This is a genomic window from Thalassospira alkalitolerans (assembly GCF_002115745.1).
Taxonomy (GTDB): domain Bacteria; phylum Pseudomonadota; class Alphaproteobacteria; order Rhodospirillales; family Thalassospiraceae; genus Thalassospira; species Thalassospira alkalitolerans.
In genome coordinates this window covers 88,346-105,852 of record NZ_JFKB01000010.1, presented here as the reverse complement: position 1 = coordinate 105,852, position 17,507 = coordinate 88,346, and the positions used below count along the sequence as shown (strand labels likewise).

Genomic DNA, 17,507 nt, shown 5'->3' with positions numbered 1-17,507 from the left:
GGTCGAGAAAAACATTAACCAAAAACGCGACCTCAGATTTTTCTGAAACGCATCCCAAGACATTGGGGAGGAAATCCATGTCGGAGACCAAGAACGCTCGAAATGTATCCCGTCGTACGGTCCTTAAAGGAACGGCTGCGACAACCGGTGCGGCGCTGATTGGCGCATCGATCCCGATGCATTTCATCAAAGACGCCCACGCCCAGACTTTCCGGGGCGATCCGGGTAGCTCAGGCAGTGTCAAATTCGGTTTTAACGTGCCGCAGTCGGGCCCGTATGCTGATGAAGGTGCTGATGAATTGCGTGCCTATCAACTGGCTGTAAAACACCTTAACGGTGAAGGCGATGGCGGTATGCTTAATACCATCAAGCCGCTGGAGCTTAAGGGGAACGGCGTTCTGGGTAAAAAGGTCGAATTCGTGACCGGCGATACCCAGACCAAATCCGATGCAGCACGTGCTTCGGCCAAGCGCATGATCGAAAAAGACAATGTTGCAATGATCACCGGCGGTTCGTCGTCGGGTGTGGCTGTGGCTGTTCAGGGTCTGTGTCAGGAAATGGGCGTGATCTTCATGGCCGGTCTGACGCATTCCAACGACACCACGGGTAAGGACAAAAAGCGTTATGGTTTCCGCCATTTCTTTAACGCTTATATGTCCGGTCAGGCGATTGCGCCGATCCTGAAGGAAGAATACGGCACGGATCGTCGTGCATATCACCTGACGGCCGATTACACTTGGGGTTGGACTCAGGAAGAATCGATCAAAGCCGCAACCGAGAATATCGGTTGGGAAACCGTTAATACCGTCCGTACTCCGGTTGGTGCGGGTGACTTCTCGCAATATATCACGCCGGTGCTGAACTCTGGCGCAGATGTCCTGATCCTGAACCACTATGGCAAGGATATGGTCAACTCGCTGACACAGGCTGTTCAGTTTGGTCTGCGCGACAAGCAAGTAAACGGCAAGAACTTCGAAATCGTTGTTCCGCTGTATTCGCGCCTGATGGCACAGGGTGCCGGTGATGCTGCCAAAGGCATTCTGGGTACCACGAACTGGCATTGGTCGCTGCAGGATGCCGGGTCGCAGGCCTTTGTGAAATCGTTCGGTCAGGAATACGGCTTCCCGCCGTCACAGGCCGCTCACACCTGCTATGTTCAGACATTGCTGTATGCAAATGCCTGCGAAATGGCTGGTACTTTCGCACCATGGGAAGTCATCAAGCAACTTGAAGGTTTCGAGTTCGATGGCGCGGGCAACGGCCCGACCCTTTATCGTGCCGAAGATCACCAGTGCTTCAAGGATGTTTTGGTTGTGCGTGGTAAAGAAAACCCGCAGTCCAACTTTGACCTTCTCGAAGTGGTCAAAGAGGTTCCGCGCGCACAGGTCGAATATCCGGCCGATATGTTCGGTGGGGAACTCGGCCCGTACAAGGTCTGATCCCCTTCACAACGTAACAGGCTGGGCCGACTGTCATTTGACGGTCGGCCCAACTGCCCTGACCAGCACTTGTTCCTCACAGGTGCTTTGGCTCTTTGTTCGTTAAGTCCTTTTGAACACGCGGCGGATAATCAATGGACGCTTTATTTCTTCAAATCCTGAATGGTCTGGACAAGGGCGGCGCCTATGCGCTGATTGCCCTTGGTTTGACTCTGGTGTTTGGCACGCTTGGCGTGGTGAACTTTGCTCATGGTGCCATCTTTATGGTCGGCGCCTTTTGTGCGGTGACGCTGGAAAAAATCCTGACAATTTCGGTTCGTGTCAAAGACGAATCCGTTACATTTTTTGATGCCTACAAGGAAACGCCTTACCTTGAAGTTTGGTTTGGCGATACCGGTAAGGCGATCATTGACTGGTCTGTACCGTTTTCAATCATTTTGGCTATTCCGGTGATGTTGTTGCTGGGGGTTGCCATGGAACGCCTGCTGATCCGCCATTTTTACAAGCGGTCGCATGCAGAACAGATTCTTGTCACCTTTGGCCTTGCCATTGTTGTTCAGGAACTGATGAGGACCTTTTTTGGGGCCAATCCGATCCCGCAGGGGGCGCCGGAAATTGTTGCTGGTTCCGCCAATATCGGGGCGTGGTTTGGCCTTGGGGAATCTGTGGTTTATCCTTGGTGGCGTCTGATTTATCTGTTGTTCTCGGCGATTATCATCGGTCTGGTGTTCTCATTCCTGCATTTCACGACCTATGGGATGGTGGTGCGCGCGGGTATGGCTGATCGTGAAACAGTCGAACTGCTTGGCATCAATATCGAACGCCGCTTTACCATTGTGTTTGGTATGGCTGCCGTGGTCGCGGGGCTGGCAGGTGTGATGTACACACCCGTACTGCCACCCGATTATCATTTGGGTATGGACTTCCTGGTTCTGTCCTTCGTCGTCGTCGTTGTTGGCGGCATGGGGTCCCTTCCCGGTGCGGTGCTTGCAGGCTTCCTGCTTGGCATTTTGCAATCCTTCTCGTCGATGACCGAAGTGAAAGACATCTTTCCGGGCATTGACCAGATCATCATCTACCTCGTTGCCGTTGTGATTCTATTGACCCGTCCGCGCGGTCTGATGGGTCGACGGGGCGTGATGGAGAGCTGATATGTCAAATACTCAAATTGCTTCGCCCAAACAGGACCTGATTTACATGCTGGTACTTTCAGCAGTGGTCCTGACCATGCCGCTCTGGTTACAGCCTTTCGGCGCGGCCTATCCTGATCTGATGCAGAAATTCATGATCTTTGGCATTTTTGCCATTGGATATAACATTCTGTTTGGCCTGACGGGCTATCTATCCTTTGGCCATGCGGCGTTTCTGGGGGTTGGTTCCTATACCGCTGTTTGGTGTTTCAAACTGTTGTCGATGAATGTCATCCCGGCGATGATTTTCGCTGTCATTCTTTCCGGGCTGTTTGCTCTTTTGATCGGCTTTGTGTCCTTGCGTCGTTCGGGAATTTACTTCTCTATCCTGACACTGGCTTTCGCACAGATGTCCTACAATCTGGCCTATTCAGTTCTGACGCCGATCACCAATGGTGAAACCGGTTTGCAACTGACCCAGGGGGATGCCCGTGTTCTTGACCGTATGTCGGGGATCGAAGCAACCACAAGCCTGCCAACACCCAATTTGTTTGGTATCGAAGGTACCGGTTATTCCGGGTTTTATATCTGTGCTGCTCTGTTGATTGTGTCGTTCTTTATCTATCTGCGTATTTTCCGGTCGCCTTTCGGTCTGAAGCTCCGTGCGATAAAATCGAACCAGAACCGCATGAATTACACTGGCTACAATACGCGCCCCTATTTGATGACGGCTTTTGTTATCTCGGGCATGTATGCCGGGTTGGCCGGTTCGTTGCTGGCGGTAACCGATCCGCTGGCTGGGGCTGAACGCATGCAATGGACGGCATCGGGCGAAGTTGTCCTGATCACCATTCTTGGCGGTGCGGGCACGCTGATCGGGCCGCTTCTTGGCGCCGGGATCATCAAGTATTTCGAAAACATCTTCTCGGCCTTTAACGATCAGGTTCTGCTGAATGCGTTTTCTTTCCTGCCAGATTGGCTGGCGCATGTGTTTGCCTCGATTGTCGGTCTGTTTGTTGGCGAAGGCTGGCACCTGACGCTGGGGCTGGTCTTTATGCTGATTGTGATCTTCCTGCCCGGTGGCGTAATGGAAGGCATCACGCGGCTGTGGCGGTTGGTTCGCAATCGTTCGAAGTCGCTTGATAAAGATGAAAAAGAACAACAACCTTCGACAAGGGAGGTCTGATCGATGTCCGACTACATTCTTGATGTCACTGACGTCGACAAGAATTTCGGCGGCCTTCGGGCGCTGTCCGATATTAACCTTCGGGTCAAGAAAGGCACCGTTCATGCCATTATCGGCCCGAACGGGGCCGGGAAATCGACGCTGCTTAACGTGATTGTCGGGCGACTTGCACCAAACCGTGGCCGGGTGTTGCTTGGCGATGAGGTTCTGACCGGCAAGCAACCCTATGAAATCAATCAGCTTGGTGTTGCGCGTGTTTTTCAGACGCCAGAGATTTTTCCGGAACTGTCCCTATTACAGAACGTGATGGTACCGGCTTTGGCCAAGCGTGATGGCGAGTTCAATCTTAGCTTTTTGAAAAGTCTGTTTTCTGAGCGTGATATTCTCGATCAGGCAGAACATATGCTTGAAGACGTCGGGTTGATTGAACACAAGGATCACCTTGCTGGATCTATGTCACGCGGCGATAAACGCCGTCTTGAACTGGCGATGTGCCTTAGTCAGCAGCCAAAGCTTTTCCTGTTGGATGAGCCAACGGCAGGCATGTCACGTCATGACACCAATCGCACGATTGATCTGCTGAAACGGATCAAGGCACGCGGTATGACCAAGGTGATTATCGAACATGACATGCATGTTGTGTTCAGTCTGGCCGATCGCATCAGCGTTCTGGCGCAGGGCGCCATCATTGCCGAAGGAACACCCGAAGAGGTGCGGAATGATCCCAAGGTCAAGGAAGCCTATCTCGGAGGGGAAACCATATGAACGCAGTCCCGACAACCAAACCGGTTACCAGACAGGGCGGCGATCCGGCCTTTTTCTCGGTCTATGATCTGCACGCCTATTATGGCGAAAGCTATATCGTTCAGGGTGTTAGCTTTAATATTCGCGAGGGTGAAATTCTTGCCCTTTTGGGGCGTAATGGTGCGGGTAAAACATCAACGCTTCGCGCGCTTGCGCGGATGGATGATCCGGAGCTCAAACACGGTGAAATCTGGCTTGATCACAAGCCGCTTCATACGATGAAGGCATGGCAGGCCGCGCGTCTTGGTTTGCAGTTGGTGCCCGAAGATCGCCGGATTATTCCGGGAATGACTGTGCAGCAGAATCTGGAATTGGCCCAGATTTCCGAACCACTTGGCTGGTCGATCCAGCGTATTTACGAATTGTTCCCGCGTCTTGGTGAACGCGCCGAACAAGAAGCCATAACCCTTTCCGGGGGCGAGCAACAGATGCTGGCAATCGGGCGGGCATTGGCACGCGATATCAAATTGCTACTTCTTGATGAACCTTACGAGGGGTTGGCGCCCGTCATTGTTCAGGAAATTGAAAAGACGCTTCAAAACGTCAAGAAGCTTGGTATCACCACCATCATTGTTGAACAAAACGCGATTGCGGCACTTAAGCTTGCCGATCGCGCGATTATCATGGATAGCGGCCAGATTGTGTTTGATGGAACGGCACAGGCCGTTCTTGATGATGCAGAACTGCGTGATCAGTATCTGGCAATCTGACGGTTTCCATTTAATTGGGGGGGGGAATCCCAGCATCACTGGTAAGGGTATACCGGGGTTGGAAAAGGCCGCGCCATGTGCGCGGTCTTTTTTATAATTTTTCGTGACAGAGGGCTAAAACGTGCCATTACTGGGTGGGATGGCACGTTCAAAAATTGACATGGCGTGATGGTCATATCATGATGTTCTAAATTAAAGAAAAAATCAAAAACGACGGATTTGGGACATTTGACGCTTGCTTCAAGTCTTGGGGGCATTGATGGGCGATTATGTTTTGCGCGGTTGGTTTGGTTTGGGCAAAATTAATGCCTGTCGGCGCATGATTGAGTGCGACAAAACGCAAAAAAACGAGCATGTGTTGATTTATCGGTCAATCGCGATTACGAACGCTGGTTGCTTGAATATTCGGTCGTCGACTATGCGGGTGCCCATGCCTAAAATATTGAAAACAGCGCAATATAATGATCGGTCAGGACAGATTCTATTACGGGGTCTGTGGGCGTATCCTTTCATATGGGGGCGACATGATTGGGCAGAAGGACGCAAGGCGTCATGGCACATTCATTAAGCAAGTCTCATAAACTGATTGCATCGGCCTATCGGCGGTCGTTGGATTGGTGCGAACGCGAAGCAGAGGTTTTTGAGGCCGGCGATATCGAAGGTGACGAACAGGCGCGCCTTCGTTTGCGTGATCATGTTGCGGAACGTAACCGTGCGGCTCTTTTGGATACACATCACTCCGACCATTCGGTTCAGAACTTTTCGTCCCACAGCATTCCCGATCTTGACGGGGCTAATGGTTTGGCGATTTCATCGGACGGACGATCAATATATGTGACGTCCGGCCAGGCATCTGCTCTTTTAATCTTTGATCGTGATCCGGCATCGGGATCAATCCGTTTGATGGATGTTTTGCATCATGATGATGCCGGGATTGACCGGATGCGTGAACCCCATGGTGTCGCTGTTTCGCCCGATGGAAATTCCGTCGTGGTTGCGGATCGCTGGCATGATGCCTTGGTGTTTTTCCGGCGCGATCAAAGCAGCGGCGCACTTGATCCGGAATATAGAATTTCAGACGAACAGGGCAATGCCGTCGGATTGCAGGAACCGTTTAATCTTTGCTTTTCGCCAGATGGCAATCAGTTGCTGGTCGGCGTGACAGAGTTCCTTGAAGCCAATCTGTTAGTCTTTAACCGCGACCAGACAAGCGGAAGGTTTACCTTTTCGCAGTCGTTAAAGTCCGAGCTGGAAAAGTGTGAAGGGTTGCGTATTCCGCAAAGCGTGGCGTTTGCCCCCGATGGCAACGGGTTTTATGTGACGGCCTATAACGGCACCGTGCTTGGTGTGTTCGAGCGGTCATTGACCGGTGATACTTTCCATCTTTCGCAATTGCTGGAAGACGGGGTTGATGATGTGCGCGGCCTTGAAGGGACCGAGGATGTTGCGGTGTCGTCTGACGGCCTGTCCGTGTTGGTCGTTGGGCATGGGCGCGGGGATTTATGTGTTTTCCATCGCGACGCTGCATCCGGAAAACTTGTGTTTGACCGTGGCAGCGAAGATCGCCTGCGCAATGGCCGGGTGACCGGCGGGGCCTTTGGTGTGGCGATTTCGGCGGGCGGGGATCGGGTGTTTGTATCGGGGCGTGGGGGCGATCTGATCGATTTGTGGCATCGCGATCCCAAAAATGGAAATCTGATCTTTGGTCGCGCATTGGGAAGTCCGGGTCAGGGCGATAGTTCTGGTGGCGGGGTGCGTAATATTGCCGTGACCCCGGATGGCCGGTCGCTGATATTGGTCGATTATCAGAACGGGTTGCTGGCGGTGTTTGATTTGGCCGAAGGAACGCGTCGTTTGGCCGAACTGGGCGCAACGTTAATGCGCTTTGATGGCGAGCCCTTCAAAGTCTTTTAGGACGTTCAAAACAATCGATGTTTTGACATGCTGCACTGAATCGTGCGGTAGCAAAACCTCGTTGACGAAATGCGATAGCGCGGCCAAGTCTTTGGTCACCACCTTCAGGTGATAATCCATTTCTCCGGTTAGTGAATAAGCTTCCAGAACTTCGGGCAAATTCGCCAGTAAATCGGAAAACCGTTTGGCGTTGTCACGGTTATGCGTTGCAAGTGTCACCGAAATCACCACCATCAGGCCAAGCCCCATCTTTTGACGGTCGATATCGGCACGGTATCCACGGATGAAGCCATCGGCCTCTAGCCGGGCGCGGCGGCGCGAGCATTGCGACGGTGACAAAGCGATGCGTTCGGACAAATCATTATTGGTCAGTCGTCCATCACGCTGTAATTCCGCAAGCAATTTCAGATCAAGTTTGTCCAATTGCGTCATTCATGCACCATTTGATTATTTGTTGCATGATATGTGTATGAGTTACGGGAAATCAACCTTGAATGCACGCACATTGCGCCCGGTTTGGCGCAACATGGAACATAACAATAATTGTTCTAATTCGGATCAAGGAGACTTCGATGGGACCGTTCCCGCATGACGCCCCCCGTGCCACCATCACCGCCGATAACCCCGCCGGAACGGATGGTTTCGAATTTGTCGAGTTTGCCCATGAAGAAGCCGGGAAACTTGAAATTCTGTTTACGCGCATGGGATATGTCCCGGTCGCGAAACACAAACTGAAAAATATCACGATCTGGCGTCAGGGGGATATCAACTATGTCCTGAATGCGGAAACCGGGTCACACGGCATGCGGTTTGTTGCACAGCACGGCCCTTGTGCGCCGTCGATGGCGTGGCGTGTTGTTGATGCCAAACATGCTTTTGATCATGCCGTGTCCAAGGGCGCAGAACCTTATCTTGGCAATGACAAGGTTCTTGATGTTCCTGCGGTTGTCGGTATTGGCGGGTCACTTTTGTATTTCATTGATACTTACGGCGAAACAGGTTCGGCCTATGACGCGGAATTCGATTGGTTGGGTGAACGCGATCCGAGGCCCGAAGGCGTTGGTTTCTATTATCTGGATCACCTGACCCACAACGTTTATCGCGGCAATATGGATAAATGGTGGGATTTCTATCGTGATCTGTTCAATTTCAAACAAATCCATTTCTTTGACATCGCCGGTAAAATCACGGGGTTGGTCAGTCGGGCTATTACATCACCATGCGGTAAAATCCGTATCCCGTTAAATGAGTCGACTGACGATAAAAGTCAGATCGAGGAATACTTACGCAAATATAACGGCGAAGGCATTCAGCATATCGCGGTCGGTACCGATGGCATCTATGATGCCACGGACAAGCTTGCCGCCAATGATTTGAAATTTATGCCCGGCCCACCTGATACCTATTATGAAAAATCCCGCGACCGTGTTCATGGGCATGATGAACCGATTGAGCGGATGAAAAGGCATGGCATTTTGATCGATGGCGAAGGCGTTGTTGACGGTGGCATGACCAAGATTCTGCTTCAGATATTCTCCAAAACGGTGATCGGCCCGATATTTTTCGAGTTTATCCAGCGTAAAGGCGATGAAGGCTTTGGTGAAGGTAATTTCCGTGCGCTGTTTGAAAGCATCGAAGAAGACCAGATTCGCCGGGGTGTGTTGAAAGTCGATGCCGCCGAATAGCGGTTGACGCAATTGGCGAGCAAAACAGCCCGGAACAGATGATGCTGTTCCGGGCTGTTTGAGCTGGGCCTGTTTATGATGGTCAGTAAGCACCAAACCCCAAAAGATGCGGCAGCCAAAGTACCAGACCGGGAATGGCAACCATCAGAATTAAACGTATAAAATCGGCAGCCAAAAATGGCAAAATACCACGCGACAGGGTGGTGATTGTCATGTCCGATGATACGCCCTGAATGATAAACAGGTTCATCCCGATCGGTGGGGTAATTAAGCCGATTTCAACGACCGATACCAAAACGACACCGAACCATACCGGATCATATCCAACCCCTGTAATGACATTGAATGCCGGCACCACAGTCAGCAGGATCATCGACAGGCTGTCCATGAAACATCCAAGTACGACATAAAACACCAAAAGGGCGATAAGCACCGTAAGCGGTGAATAGCCACGGGTGGTAATCCAGTCGACGAGTGTTTGGGTCAGGCCACTGGTTTCGATGAAAAAGTTGAAAAGTGACGCCCCGATCAGAATCAGGAAGATCATCCCGGTCATGCCTGCCGTTTCGCGAATGCCGCTCCGCAAAACAGACCAGCTCAGCCGTTTGCGAAGGAAGGCAAACAAAAGTGCACCACCGGCCCCAACGGCGGCGGCCTCTGTCGGGGAAAACAGCCCGGCATAAATGCCACCGATGACCAGCACGATCAAAACAATGGCGTCCCACATGCGCAGCAACGCCCCCCAGCGTTTGGACCAAGGCACATAGTCGCTGACCGGGGCCAGTGACGGGTTGCGCATGACCTGCAGGCGAATGGACGTGATATAAAGTACTGTCGCCAAAAGCCCCGGGATCATTGCCCCGGCAAACAGGGCGCCAATCGATTGTTCGGTCATCAAGGCATAGATCACAAGAAGGATCGATGGCGGGATCAGAACGCCCAACGTCCCGCCCGCAGCAATCGATGCCCCGGCCAGACTTTTTGCATATCCACGTTCGCGCATTTCAGGAAGTGCAACGCGCCCCATGGTGGCGCAAGTTGCCAGTGACGATCCGCAAATCGCCCCAAATACAGCACTTGCCCCGATACTAGATGCGGCCAATCCGCCCGGTCGGTGCCCGGAAAAGGCGGTAATCCCGCGAAACAGATTGCCCGACAGGCCGGAATGGGACGCAAAGACCCCCATGAAAATGAACAGTGGGACAACCGAAAGGCCATAGGGAAAGATTGCTTCGAACGGCAGGCTGGCCATCACATAGCTTGCTGACATCCAATCGGTTAAAAGTAGGGTTCCGCCAATGCCGACAACCGCCATTGCAACTGCGACCGGCACACGCAGCAGGGCCAGCGCCAAGGCGGCAACAAACCCGATTAATCCTGCCCATTCTGTCGCCATCAGATGTTCTCGTTTGTAAGAAGCAATTTAAGAAAATGGACCAGACAGACCAGCATTGATATGGCCATGCCGCTCAGCAGGAAACCCCAGAACAGGATCATCGGGATCGCAAGATTCTGCGAAACATCACCGTAATTCCATTGTTCCATGGCCCGCCCCCAGGACAGATACAGCAAGAATGCCATCAATCCGGCGCATAAAGCCGGTATCAATGTATCTATGATCCTGAAAACGGCGCGGAAATGATTCTTGCCGATCAAATCGACGGTGACATGGGCATGTGCGCTAAAGGCATAGGGGATCGCCCATGATGCTGCTGCCATCACGCAGAACTGTGTCAGATCAACCGCGCCGACCAATGATTGCCCGCCAATCCGCCGCCAGATAATATCGACAACTACAATGCCGATTGCCCCGATCAGGGCCGCCATTCCGATAAATGCCAGAATGTCGGTCAGTCTGTTCATAAATCGGTCAAGCTGGTGAACCGCGGCATAAAGCCGCGATCCATCCGATTTTTCAGCCCGTTGGGTCATTTGTCGCCAGCGTGATATTTGGCGTCAAATTCGGCGACCAATTCCTGTGCGCGTTTGTAAATCGCTTCGGGATCGGTAACGCCTTTGTCCTTCAGACCGGCAAGGTATTCTGCAATCATTGGCTGGACAGATGCCTGCCATTTTGCGCGGGTCGCATCGTCGATTTCGATGATTTCATTGCCATGCTTTTGGGCATTGGCTTTGCCAGCTGCTTCCCATTTGTTCCACCAGTCACCGAATTTTCCAACCAGCGTATCGCCGGAAATTTCGTCAATTGCGGCACGGACATCTTCGGGCAGGCTGTCGTATTTCTTCTGGTTCATCACGAAATAGAACCCGGCGGTATAGGCCGCTGCATCGGTATGATATTTCAAAAGTTCGTTGGCTTTTACCGCATTAACCAGATCCCAGGTCGTTACCAGACCTTCGATATTACCCTTTTGCAGGTTTTCATAAATGGCCGAGGGTGGCAGGCCAACCGGCGACGCACCAAAGGATTCAAGCATTGCCGAAACCGCCGGGCTTGGCGTTCTGAGGCGAAGGCCTTTAAGGTCTTCGAGCGAACGAACCGGCGTATCAAGCGTATGGATCAGGCCGCCTTCGTGGGTGAACAAGCCAAGCACTTTGAAGTCGTTATAATCACTGCCCAGAAGGCCTTCTTTGTAAAGTTGCCACAGGGTTTCGGACCCGGAATCGGCATATTTCACAAGGAATGGCATTTCAATAACCGAGGCGGCCGGATAACGGTCGCGCGGGATGCCGTTCAGACCAACAGCCATGTCCATCACACCAGCCCGGACCTGATCGGCTTGGCGGTCGATCTTGCCAAAGGCGGATGTTGCGTCAAAGACTTTGACTTCAACCTTGCCATTGGTCTTTTCCGAAAGTTCCTTGCCCCAGTTTTCAAGGAAGTCTTTCTGGAAGCCGTGGCTTGGTGGCAGATAATGACTGACTTTAAGGGTGATCTCGGCAGCTTGGGCAATGCCCGCACTTGTCAGAATTGTTGCTCCGGCCAAAAGGCCTATTAGCGTTTTACGAAATTTCATGGATTTCACGTTCCTCTCCCTGTTTTTTTTGATCATTGGTTTGACGTTTGGTTCGGGGCCAAGGATGCCCTTTGATTTCGGATGTCGGTTTAATGACGTATTGTGACCGTGGTCGGTCCTGTTGGTGCGATGCGGCAAACGAGGGCGCATCTGATCGGTGGCTTTTGATCGGATGTTGAAGCAATTTTTCTTTTGAATTATAATTATGATATATATAATGAATTACGCAATATGAAATTTATGCAGGTTAATTTTGGTTAGAGTCCCATCAAATAATCCTTCAGTAGGCAGTGATGGCTCCGATATCACTGATGCGGTTGATGTTGCGGATACGCGCAAAGGCATCCAATCGGTTGAGGTCAGCGGCGTTATTATTGCCGCATTATGTGATTTCAAATTTCCGGTGCCGCTTAAGGATTTGGCGGCGGCGGTGGGTATGCCACCCGCCAAGGTGCATCGCTATCTCGCCAGTTTGGTGCGCATAGGTCTTGCCTGGCAGGATGACCTGACCGGGCTTTATGGTTTGGGGCCGATGGCCTTGCGAATGGGAATTTCGGCAATTGAACGCAATGATGTTGTCATGCGGGCCGGGCGACTTTTGCGCAATCTGGCGATTGAGTTGCGATCATCGGGGCATTTGGCGATTTGGGGCGAACGCGGACCGGTTCTGATCCGGACCGAGCATGGCGGTCCGCCGATCATATCGACCATGGGGCTTGGAACCGTGATGCCGTTATTGCGGTCTGCCACGGGCCAAGCGTTTTTATCGACCATGCCCCATAACGCGATCGAGCATGTCATTCGCGCAGAACAGGATATTCTGCATTGGGATGATGCAACGGTGGATCGTTTGATTGTTGAAACCCGCGAACGCGGTGCGGCTGTGATTGAAGGCGATATTGTGCCGGGTTTGTCGGCAATCAGTGCGCCGGTTTACAATCTGGACGGGGCGGTGGCGTGCTGTGTCACGCTGATGAACCCCAAGGCAAATTACTTTCAGCCCGGCCAACCGGCCTTTGACGTTTTTCTGCGCGCGATTGCCGATTTCACCCAAAGTTGGGGCGGAAAGCCGCGCGATGAAGACGATAAGGCTGACAATCCCGGCCTTAAAGATCGTTCAGCTTTTCCAGGAGGCCGGAAAGACGTTTGAAATCATCTGCGCCCAGAAAATCATGAACTTTTTGGTTATAGGCAGCACCCGCGTCACAGAGTGCATTAAAGGCGGAATTGCCCTGTGATGTCAGTTCAAGCCGATGGATGCGCTTGTCATTTTCATCCTGGCCACGCTTTAGCCAGCGGCGTTGTTCGATGGAAAAAACCGCGCGCGATACTTTGGTTTTATGCAGGCCCGTATGGGCAATGATTTCAGTCGCCGTTAGTGCGCCATATTGGCCAAGGGTCGCCAGGACGCGCCATTCCGATCGGGTCATACGGTATCGGTCGCGATAGATATCGCGAAAACCAAGGCTGATCTTCTCGCTGGCGTGATGCATTAAAAACGGCAGAAAGCTGTGTAAATCAAATTCAGATTTCATGGTTTTAAAAGGCTGTTTGATAGTTACAAAAATTATAGTTACGAATGTAACTATATGAGGGATTGTAAGGAAAAAGGCAATGACAGATCACATTGTTACCACCAGAACCGCTGAGAACAGCCTTGTGGGCGATTTGCGTTACATGCCCGGTTTCGGCAATGATTTTGAAACCGAAAGCCTGCCCGGTGCCCTGCCACAGGGGCAAAATAGCCCGCAAAAATGTGCCTATGGCCTTTATGCCGAACAGCTTTCAGGGTCACCTTTTACCGCGCCACGTGGCACCAATGAACGGTCCTGGCTTTATCGTATGCGACCCAGTGTGCGTCATAATGGCCGGTTTAAATCCTTTGCCCTGCCGGAATGGAAAACGGCACCTTGCGTGAATGATCACAGTTTGGCACTTGGTCAGTTGCGCTGGGACCCGGTGCCGATGCCAAATAACCCGACTGATTTCATATCGGGTATGCGGACCATTACCACGGCGGGCGATGCCATGACCCTGACGGGCATGGCAAGCCATGTCTATGTCTGTAACACCGACATGGTGGACGATTATTTCTTTAACGCCGATGGCGAGATGCTGATCGTGCCTGAAAGTGGCACACTTCGTATCTTTACAGAGCTTGGCATCATGGATGTTGAGCCGCTTGAAATTGCCCTGATCCCGCGTGGCATGATGTTTAAGGTCGCGATCACCAAGGCCGGGATTGACGGCGGTGCGCGTGGCTATGTTTGTGAAAATTACGGCGCAAAATTCACCCTGCCAGAACGGGGGCCAATCGGGGCCAACTGTCTTGCAAATCCGCGCGATTTCAAAACGCCGGTCGCGGCTTATGAGGACAAGGAAACCCCGTGTCGCATTCTGATCAAATGGTGCGGGCAGTTCCATGAAACCGGCATTGGTCATTCGCCGCTGGACGTTGTGGCATGGCACGGCAATTACACGCCGTTCAAATATGACCTGCGCACGTTTTCACCGGTTGGGGCGATCCTGTTTGACCATCCTGATCCGTCAATCTTTACGGTTTTAACCGCCCCATCGGGGGAAGCCGGAACCGCGAATATTGATTTCGTGATTTTCCCACCGCGCTGGATGGTGGCGGAAAACACATTCCGGCCCCCTTGGTATCATCGCAATATCATGTCGGAATTCATGGGCCTGATCTGCGGTCAATATGACGCCAAGGAAGAAGGCTTCGTTCCCGGTGGCATGAGCTTGCATAACATGATGCTGGCCCATGGTCCTGATGCGTTCGGCTTTGAAAAAGCCTCAAACAGCAATCTGGGGCCGCAGAAACTTGATGGCACTATGGCCTTTATGTTCGAAACGCAGTTTCCCCAGCAATTGACGAAATTTGCCGCTGAACTCGACACGCTTCAGGATGACTATCTTGAATGTTGGGATGGGCTGGAACGCAAATTTGACGGGACTCCCGAAGGTCGGCCGTAACGGCCGATCCATAACAAGAAAACTTCAGGATCTAACGACAAGAATGCCGGAGGCATAAAACCGATGAAACTCGCAACTCTTAAAAACGGCACCCGTGACGGACAGCTTATACTGGTGACAGGCGATCTTTCGCATTATGTCGATGCCAGCGCAATCGCGCCGACCCTGCAAGCAGCCCTTGATAACTGGGGCGTTATTGAACCGCGTCTGACCGAGTTGGCCGCTGAAATCGCCGCCGGATCGACTGTTGCAACGCTTATGAAATTGGATGCGACAAAACTGCATTCGCCGCTGCCGCGTGCGTTTCAGTGGGCGGATGGGTCTGCCTATGTCAATCATGTTGAACTTGTGCGCAAGGCACGCGGTGCGGAAATGCCGGAAACGTTCTGGACCGATCCGCTGATGTATCAGGGTGGATCGGACAGTTTCCTTGGTCCGCGTGACGATATCCGTCTGGCCGATACGGCATGGGGTATCGATATGGAAGGCGAAATCGCGGTGATTACCGGTGATGTCCCCATGGGGGCCAGCCTTGAACAGGCCCGTGATGGTATTCGTCTGATTATGTTGGTCAATGATGTTTCGTTGCGCGGGTTAATACCGGGCGAACTGGCCAAGGGGTTTGGCTTTTTCCAGTCCAAGCCGTCTTCGGCTTTTTCGCCAGTCGCGGTCACGCCCGACGAATTGGGCGATGCTTGGGACGGGGGAAAAGTCCACTTGCCTCTTTGTGTTGATTTGAATGGCAAGCCATTTGGGCGCGCCAATGCCGGTGTCGATATGACGTTCGATTTTGCCCAATTGGTTGCCCATGCGGCAAAAACCCGGCCTTTATGTGCCGGGTCAATCATCGGGTCGGGGACGGTTTCCAACAAACTTGATGGTGCTGCGGGCAAACCGGTTGATCAGGGCGGTGCGGGATATTCCTGTATTGCGGAAATCCGTATGATTGAAACCATTGAAAACGGCAAACCTGAAACGCCGTTTCTGCAGTTTGGTGATCAGGTCCGGATTGAGATGCTGGACGGTGATGGTCAGTCGATTTTCGGGGCCATCGATCAAAAAGTCATACAATATAATCGCGCGGAATGAATGGCCATGAATGAGGTCATATTATATGACTATTGGCGGTCATCGGCATCCTATCGGGTCCGGATCGCGCTTTGCCTTTTGGGTATCCCGTATCGGACCGAGCCGATTGATCTTGTGGCAGGGATGCATAAATCCCCTGAGTTCCGGGAACGCAATCCGCAAGGATTGGTGCCGGCTCTTCAGATCGACGGGGTTTTGTTAACCCAGTCATTGGCGATCATCGAATATCTGGATGAAACCCACAAAGGGGCGGATTTCCTGCCGAACGATGCCGTGGGAAGGCAGCATGTACGTGCATTGTCGCATGTGATTGCGATGGATATTCACCCTGTTTGCAATCTGGGCGTGGTCGGCAATGTGATGAAGATGGCCGAGGCGCACGGTGATGATCCGACGGAAATACGTTTGGCGTGGATGCGGAAATATATCGCCGAGGGGCTTAATGCATTCGAGCGGCTTCTTGATCCCGCCAATTCCGGTGGTTTTTGCCACGGAGATCGGCCGTCAATGGCCGATATCTGCTTAATTCCACAGGTTTTCAATGCCAAACGGTGGGGCGTTGATATTGGCGGGCTTAATGCGGTTAATCGCATTGCCGAACGTTGTCTTGCGATGGACGCGTTTGCACGCGCCCATCCTGATCTTTGTCCACGCTAGAGGATCAGATTCCAGTCCTAGTCGTTTGATGATGCTTTGCCCGTCAGACAGGCCCGTTCGACCATGTTGCGGTCAAGCCCAACATCCCTAAGGACAAATTCCGGGCTTTCGCGAAGCCATGCGGTGTCACGTGCGATCTTGTGACGCTTTGCCACATGCTGCGCAGAAAGGACGAGCCAGCGCCAGACAACTGCGCCGAATGCCGATTTTGACGTCGGCGCAGCATTGGTGGTGGCGACGAGGGAGTGTGTCGTGATTTGTGCTGACATGATGCTGGCTCGCTAGTTTGCTTTTTCTAATGAGGGTCCGAAATCACTTCCGAACACAGGTTGAAATTAGCCCGCATCAAATGACTTCGGTGCGCAAAGATCGTAAATGCGTGCGAAATTTCCGCAAATTTTACGTAAAAACGATTTTTCTTCTCGGACCGCTTCGGTCATTGTGCGGGGATGTGATTAATGCAGATTTGCGGCTGGGGGAATTTTGACCGAACTTGATAAATTCGATTATCGCCTGCTGGAACTTCTGCAGGAAAACAGCCGCCTGACCGGGAGCGAGCTGTCGACACAGGTGGGATTGTCATCTGCAGCCTGTTTGCGCCGGGTGCAGCGCCTGCGTGAAACGGGCGTGATTGAACGCGATGTTGCCGTCGTTTCCCCCAAAGCATTTGGCAAGCGCATGATGATCATTGTGTTGCTGACCATGGAACGTGACCGACCGGATCGTTATATCCTGATGCGCGAGGCTTTCGCCAAAATGCCTGAAGTCGTTCAGTGCCATCACGTGACCGGGGCGCATGATTTTGTTTTGCGCATTCAGGTTGCCGATATGGATGAATATAGCGAATTCGTCGAGCGCGTGTTTCACGAACCTTATATCAAGCGGTATGAAAGTCTGGCGGTTCTGGGATCGCTTAAATAAAAATGGCGG

The 17,507-nt window shown here is 52.2% G+C and carries 18 protein-coding genes; 12 read left to right on the top strand and 6 right to left on the bottom strand.

Annotated elements, in window-relative coordinates; all coding sequences use genetic code 11:
- The first annotated feature begins 77 nt into the window (after nucleotides 1-77).
- The 6 genes from TALK_RS15105 (at nucleotide 78) to TALK_RS15080 (ending at nucleotide 7,183) form a co-directional block, all read left to right on the top strand.
- Complete coding sequence (locus TALK_RS15105; protein WP_085619976.1) at nucleotides 78-1,439, top strand: ABC transporter substrate-binding protein; 1,362 nt, start codon at nucleotides 78-80, stop codon at nucleotides 1,437-1,439.
- Nucleotides 1,440-1,573: 134 nt separating this feature from the next.
- Nucleotides 1,574-2,590, top strand: coding sequence for a branched-chain amino acid ABC transporter permease (locus TALK_RS15100; protein ID WP_085619975.1), 1,017 nt, complete (start codon nucleotides 1,574-1,576; stop codon nucleotides 2,588-2,590).
- 1 nt (nucleotide 2,591) lies between these two features.
- The gene (locus tag TALK_RS15095) at nucleotides 2,592-3,755 is read left to right on the top strand and encodes a branched-chain amino acid ABC transporter permease (protein WP_085619974.1); all 1,164 of its coding nucleotides are present in this window, start codon (nucleotides 2,592-2,594) and stop codon (nucleotides 3,753-3,755) included.
- Between the two features lie 3 nt (nucleotides 3,756-3,758).
- Entirely contained in the window at nucleotides 3,759-4,520 is a 762-nt protein-coding gene (locus tag TALK_RS15090) for an ABC transporter ATP-binding protein (protein ID WP_085619973.1), read from the top strand.
- Nucleotides 4,517-5,269: an ABC transporter ATP-binding protein gene (locus TALK_RS15085; RefSeq protein WP_085619972.1), complete on the top strand. Its 753-nt coding sequence runs from the start codon at nucleotides 4,517-4,519 to the stop codon at nucleotides 5,267-5,269. The genes TALK_RS15090 and TALK_RS15085 overlap by 4 nt, the downstream gene beginning before the upstream one ends.
- Nucleotides 5,270-5,821: 552 nt before the next feature.
- Nucleotides 5,822-7,183 (top strand): beta-propeller fold lactonase family protein, encoded by a 1,362-nt coding sequence (locus tag TALK_RS15080; RefSeq protein ID WP_085619971.1) that lies wholly within the window; start codon nucleotides 5,822-5,824, stop codon nucleotides 7,181-7,183.
- Here the strand turns inward: TALK_RS15080 and TALK_RS15075 are convergent.
- A complete protein-coding gene (locus TALK_RS15075; RefSeq protein ID WP_085619970.1) occupies nucleotides 7,145-7,615 on the bottom strand; it encodes an Lrp/AsnC family transcriptional regulator in 471 nt (156 codons plus the stop codon). The genes TALK_RS15080 and TALK_RS15075 overlap by 39 nt on opposite strands.
- A 140-nt stretch (nucleotides 7,616-7,755) precedes the next feature.
- Here TALK_RS15075 and hppD point away from each other — a divergent pair, with 140 nt between their 5' ends.
- Nucleotides 7,756-8,868 carry a 4-hydroxyphenylpyruvate dioxygenase gene (gene hppD, locus TALK_RS15070; RefSeq protein WP_085619969.1) on the top strand — a complete coding sequence of 371 codons (1,113 nt, stop codon included), beginning with the start codon at nucleotides 7,756-7,758 and terminating at the stop codon, nucleotides 8,866-8,868.
- A gap of 82 nt (nucleotides 8,869-8,950) precedes the next feature.
- Here the strand turns inward: hppD and TALK_RS15065 are convergent, their stop codons facing one another.
- Genes TALK_RS15065 through TALK_RS15055 form a run of 3 tightly spaced genes read right to left on the bottom strand, consistent with a single transcriptional unit; the run spans nucleotide 8,951 to nucleotide 11,846 of the window.
- Complete coding sequence (locus TALK_RS15065) at nucleotides 8,951-10,264, bottom strand: TRAP transporter large permease (RefSeq protein ID WP_085619968.1); 1,314 nt, start codon at nucleotides 10,262-10,264, stop codon at nucleotides 8,951-8,953.
- Nucleotides 10,264-10,800: a TRAP transporter small permease gene (locus tag TALK_RS15060; RefSeq protein ID WP_085619967.1), complete on the bottom strand. Its 537-nt coding sequence runs from the start codon at nucleotides 10,798-10,800 to the stop codon at nucleotides 10,264-10,266. The genes TALK_RS15065 and TALK_RS15060 overlap by 1 nt, the downstream gene beginning before the upstream one ends.
- Nucleotides 10,797-11,846 carry a TRAP transporter substrate-binding protein gene (locus TALK_RS15055; protein WP_139833851.1) on the bottom strand — a complete coding sequence of 350 codons (1,050 nt, stop codon included), beginning with the start codon at nucleotides 11,844-11,846 and terminating at the stop codon, nucleotides 10,797-10,799. The genes TALK_RS15060 and TALK_RS15055 overlap by 4 nt, the downstream gene beginning before the upstream one ends.
- 253 nt (nucleotides 11,847-12,099) lie before the next feature.
- On the opposite strand from TALK_RS15055, the gene TALK_RS15050 reads away from it, so the two are divergent.
- Complete coding sequence (locus tag TALK_RS15050; RefSeq protein WP_085619966.1) at nucleotides 12,100-12,996, top strand: IclR family transcriptional regulator; 897 nt, start codon at nucleotides 12,100-12,102, stop codon at nucleotides 12,994-12,996.
- Here the strand turns inward: TALK_RS15050 and TALK_RS15045 are convergent.
- Nucleotides 12,953-13,381: a MarR family winged helix-turn-helix transcriptional regulator gene (locus tag TALK_RS15045; protein ID WP_085619965.1), complete on the bottom strand. Its 429-nt coding sequence runs from the start codon at nucleotides 13,379-13,381 to the stop codon at nucleotides 12,953-12,955. The genes TALK_RS15050 and TALK_RS15045 overlap by 44 nt on opposite strands.
- 79 nt (nucleotides 13,382-13,460) lie before the next feature.
- Between TALK_RS15045 and hmgA the strand changes: the two genes are divergently transcribed.
- The 3 genes from hmgA (at nucleotide 13,461) to maiA (ending at nucleotide 16,577) form a co-directional block, all read left to right on the top strand.
- Entirely contained in the window at nucleotides 13,461-14,831 is a 1,371-nt protein-coding gene (gene hmgA, locus TALK_RS15040) for a homogentisate 1,2-dioxygenase (RefSeq protein ID WP_085619964.1), read from the top strand.
- A 63-nt stretch (nucleotides 14,832-14,894) separates the two neighbouring features.
- The gene (locus TALK_RS15035) at nucleotides 14,895-15,920 is read left to right on the top strand and encodes a fumarylacetoacetate hydrolase family protein (protein ID WP_085619963.1); all 1,026 of its coding nucleotides are present in this window, start codon (nucleotides 14,895-14,897) and stop codon (nucleotides 15,918-15,920) included.
- 6 nt (nucleotides 15,921-15,926) lie between these two features.
- Entirely contained in the window at nucleotides 15,927-16,577 is a 651-nt protein-coding gene (gene maiA, locus TALK_RS15030; protein ID WP_085620041.1) for a maleylacetoacetate isomerase, read from the top strand.
- A 17-nt stretch (nucleotides 16,578-16,594) separates the two neighbouring features.
- Here maiA and TALK_RS15025 read toward each other — a convergent pair whose 3' ends face one another.
- Nucleotides 16,595-16,846: a hypothetical protein gene (locus TALK_RS15025; RefSeq protein WP_085619962.1), complete on the bottom strand. Its 252-nt coding sequence runs from the start codon at nucleotides 16,844-16,846 to the stop codon at nucleotides 16,595-16,597.
- A 214-nt stretch (nucleotides 16,847-17,060) separates the two neighbouring features.
- Between TALK_RS15025 and TALK_RS15020 the strand changes: the two genes are divergently transcribed.
- Nucleotides 17,061-17,498: an Lrp/AsnC family transcriptional regulator gene (locus tag TALK_RS15020; protein WP_085619961.1), complete on the top strand. Its 438-nt coding sequence runs from the start codon at nucleotides 17,061-17,063 to the stop codon at nucleotides 17,496-17,498.
- Nucleotides 17,499-17,507: the final 9 nt, after the last annotated feature.

Coding starts and splice junctions, on each gene's coding strand:
- TALK_RS15060 (WP_085619967.1), bottom strand. CDS start 10,800: ATGACCCAACGGGCTGAAAAATCGGATGGATCGCGGCTTTATGCCGCG.
- TALK_RS15035 (WP_085619963.1), top strand. CDS start 14,895: ATGAAACTCGCAACTCTTAAAAACGGCACCCGTGACGGACAGCTTATA.
- TALK_RS15090 (WP_085619973.1), top strand. CDS start 3,759: ATGTCCGACTACATTCTTGATGTCACTGACGTCGACAAGAATTTCGGC.
- TALK_RS15080 (WP_085619971.1), top strand. CDS start 5,822: ATGGCACATTCATTAAGCAAGTCTCATAAACTGATTGCATCGGCCTAT.
- TALK_RS15065 (WP_085619968.1), bottom strand. CDS start 10,264: ATGGCGACAGAATGGGCAGGATTAATCGGGTTTGTTGCCGCCTTGGCG.
- TALK_RS15085 (WP_085619972.1), top strand. CDS start 4,517: ATGAACGCAGTCCCGACAACCAAACCGGTTACCAGACAGGGCGGCGAT.
- TALK_RS15055 (WP_139833851.1), bottom strand. CDS start 11,846: ATGAAATTTCGTAAAACGCTAATAGGCCTTTTGGCCGGAGCAACAATT.
- TALK_RS15075 (WP_085619970.1), bottom strand. CDS start 7,615: ATGACGCAATTGGACAAACTTGATCTGAAATTGCTTGCGGAATTACAG.
- TALK_RS15025 (WP_085619962.1), bottom strand. CDS start 16,846: ATGTCAGCACAAATCACGACACACTCCCTCGTCGCCACCACCAATGCT.
- TALK_RS15045 (WP_085619965.1), bottom strand. CDS start 13,381: ATGAAATCTGAATTTGATTTACACAGCTTTCTGCCGTTTTTAATGCAT.
- TALK_RS15105 (WP_085619976.1), top strand. CDS start 78: ATGTCGGAGACCAAGAACGCTCGAAATGTATCCCGTCGTACGGTCCTT.
- hppD (WP_085619969.1), top strand. CDS start 7,756: ATGGGACCGTTCCCGCATGACGCCCCCCGTGCCACCATCACCGCCGAT.
- hmgA (WP_085619964.1), top strand. CDS start 13,461: ATGACAGATCACATTGTTACCACCAGAACCGCTGAGAACAGCCTTGTG.
- maiA (WP_085620041.1), top strand. CDS start 15,927: ATGAATGAGGTCATATTATATGACTATTGGCGGTCATCGGCATCCTAT.
- TALK_RS15100 (WP_085619975.1), top strand. CDS start 1,574: ATGGACGCTTTATTTCTTCAAATCCTGAATGGTCTGGACAAGGGCGGC.
- TALK_RS15095 (WP_085619974.1), top strand. CDS start 2,592: ATGTCAAATACTCAAATTGCTTCGCCCAAACAGGACCTGATTTACATG.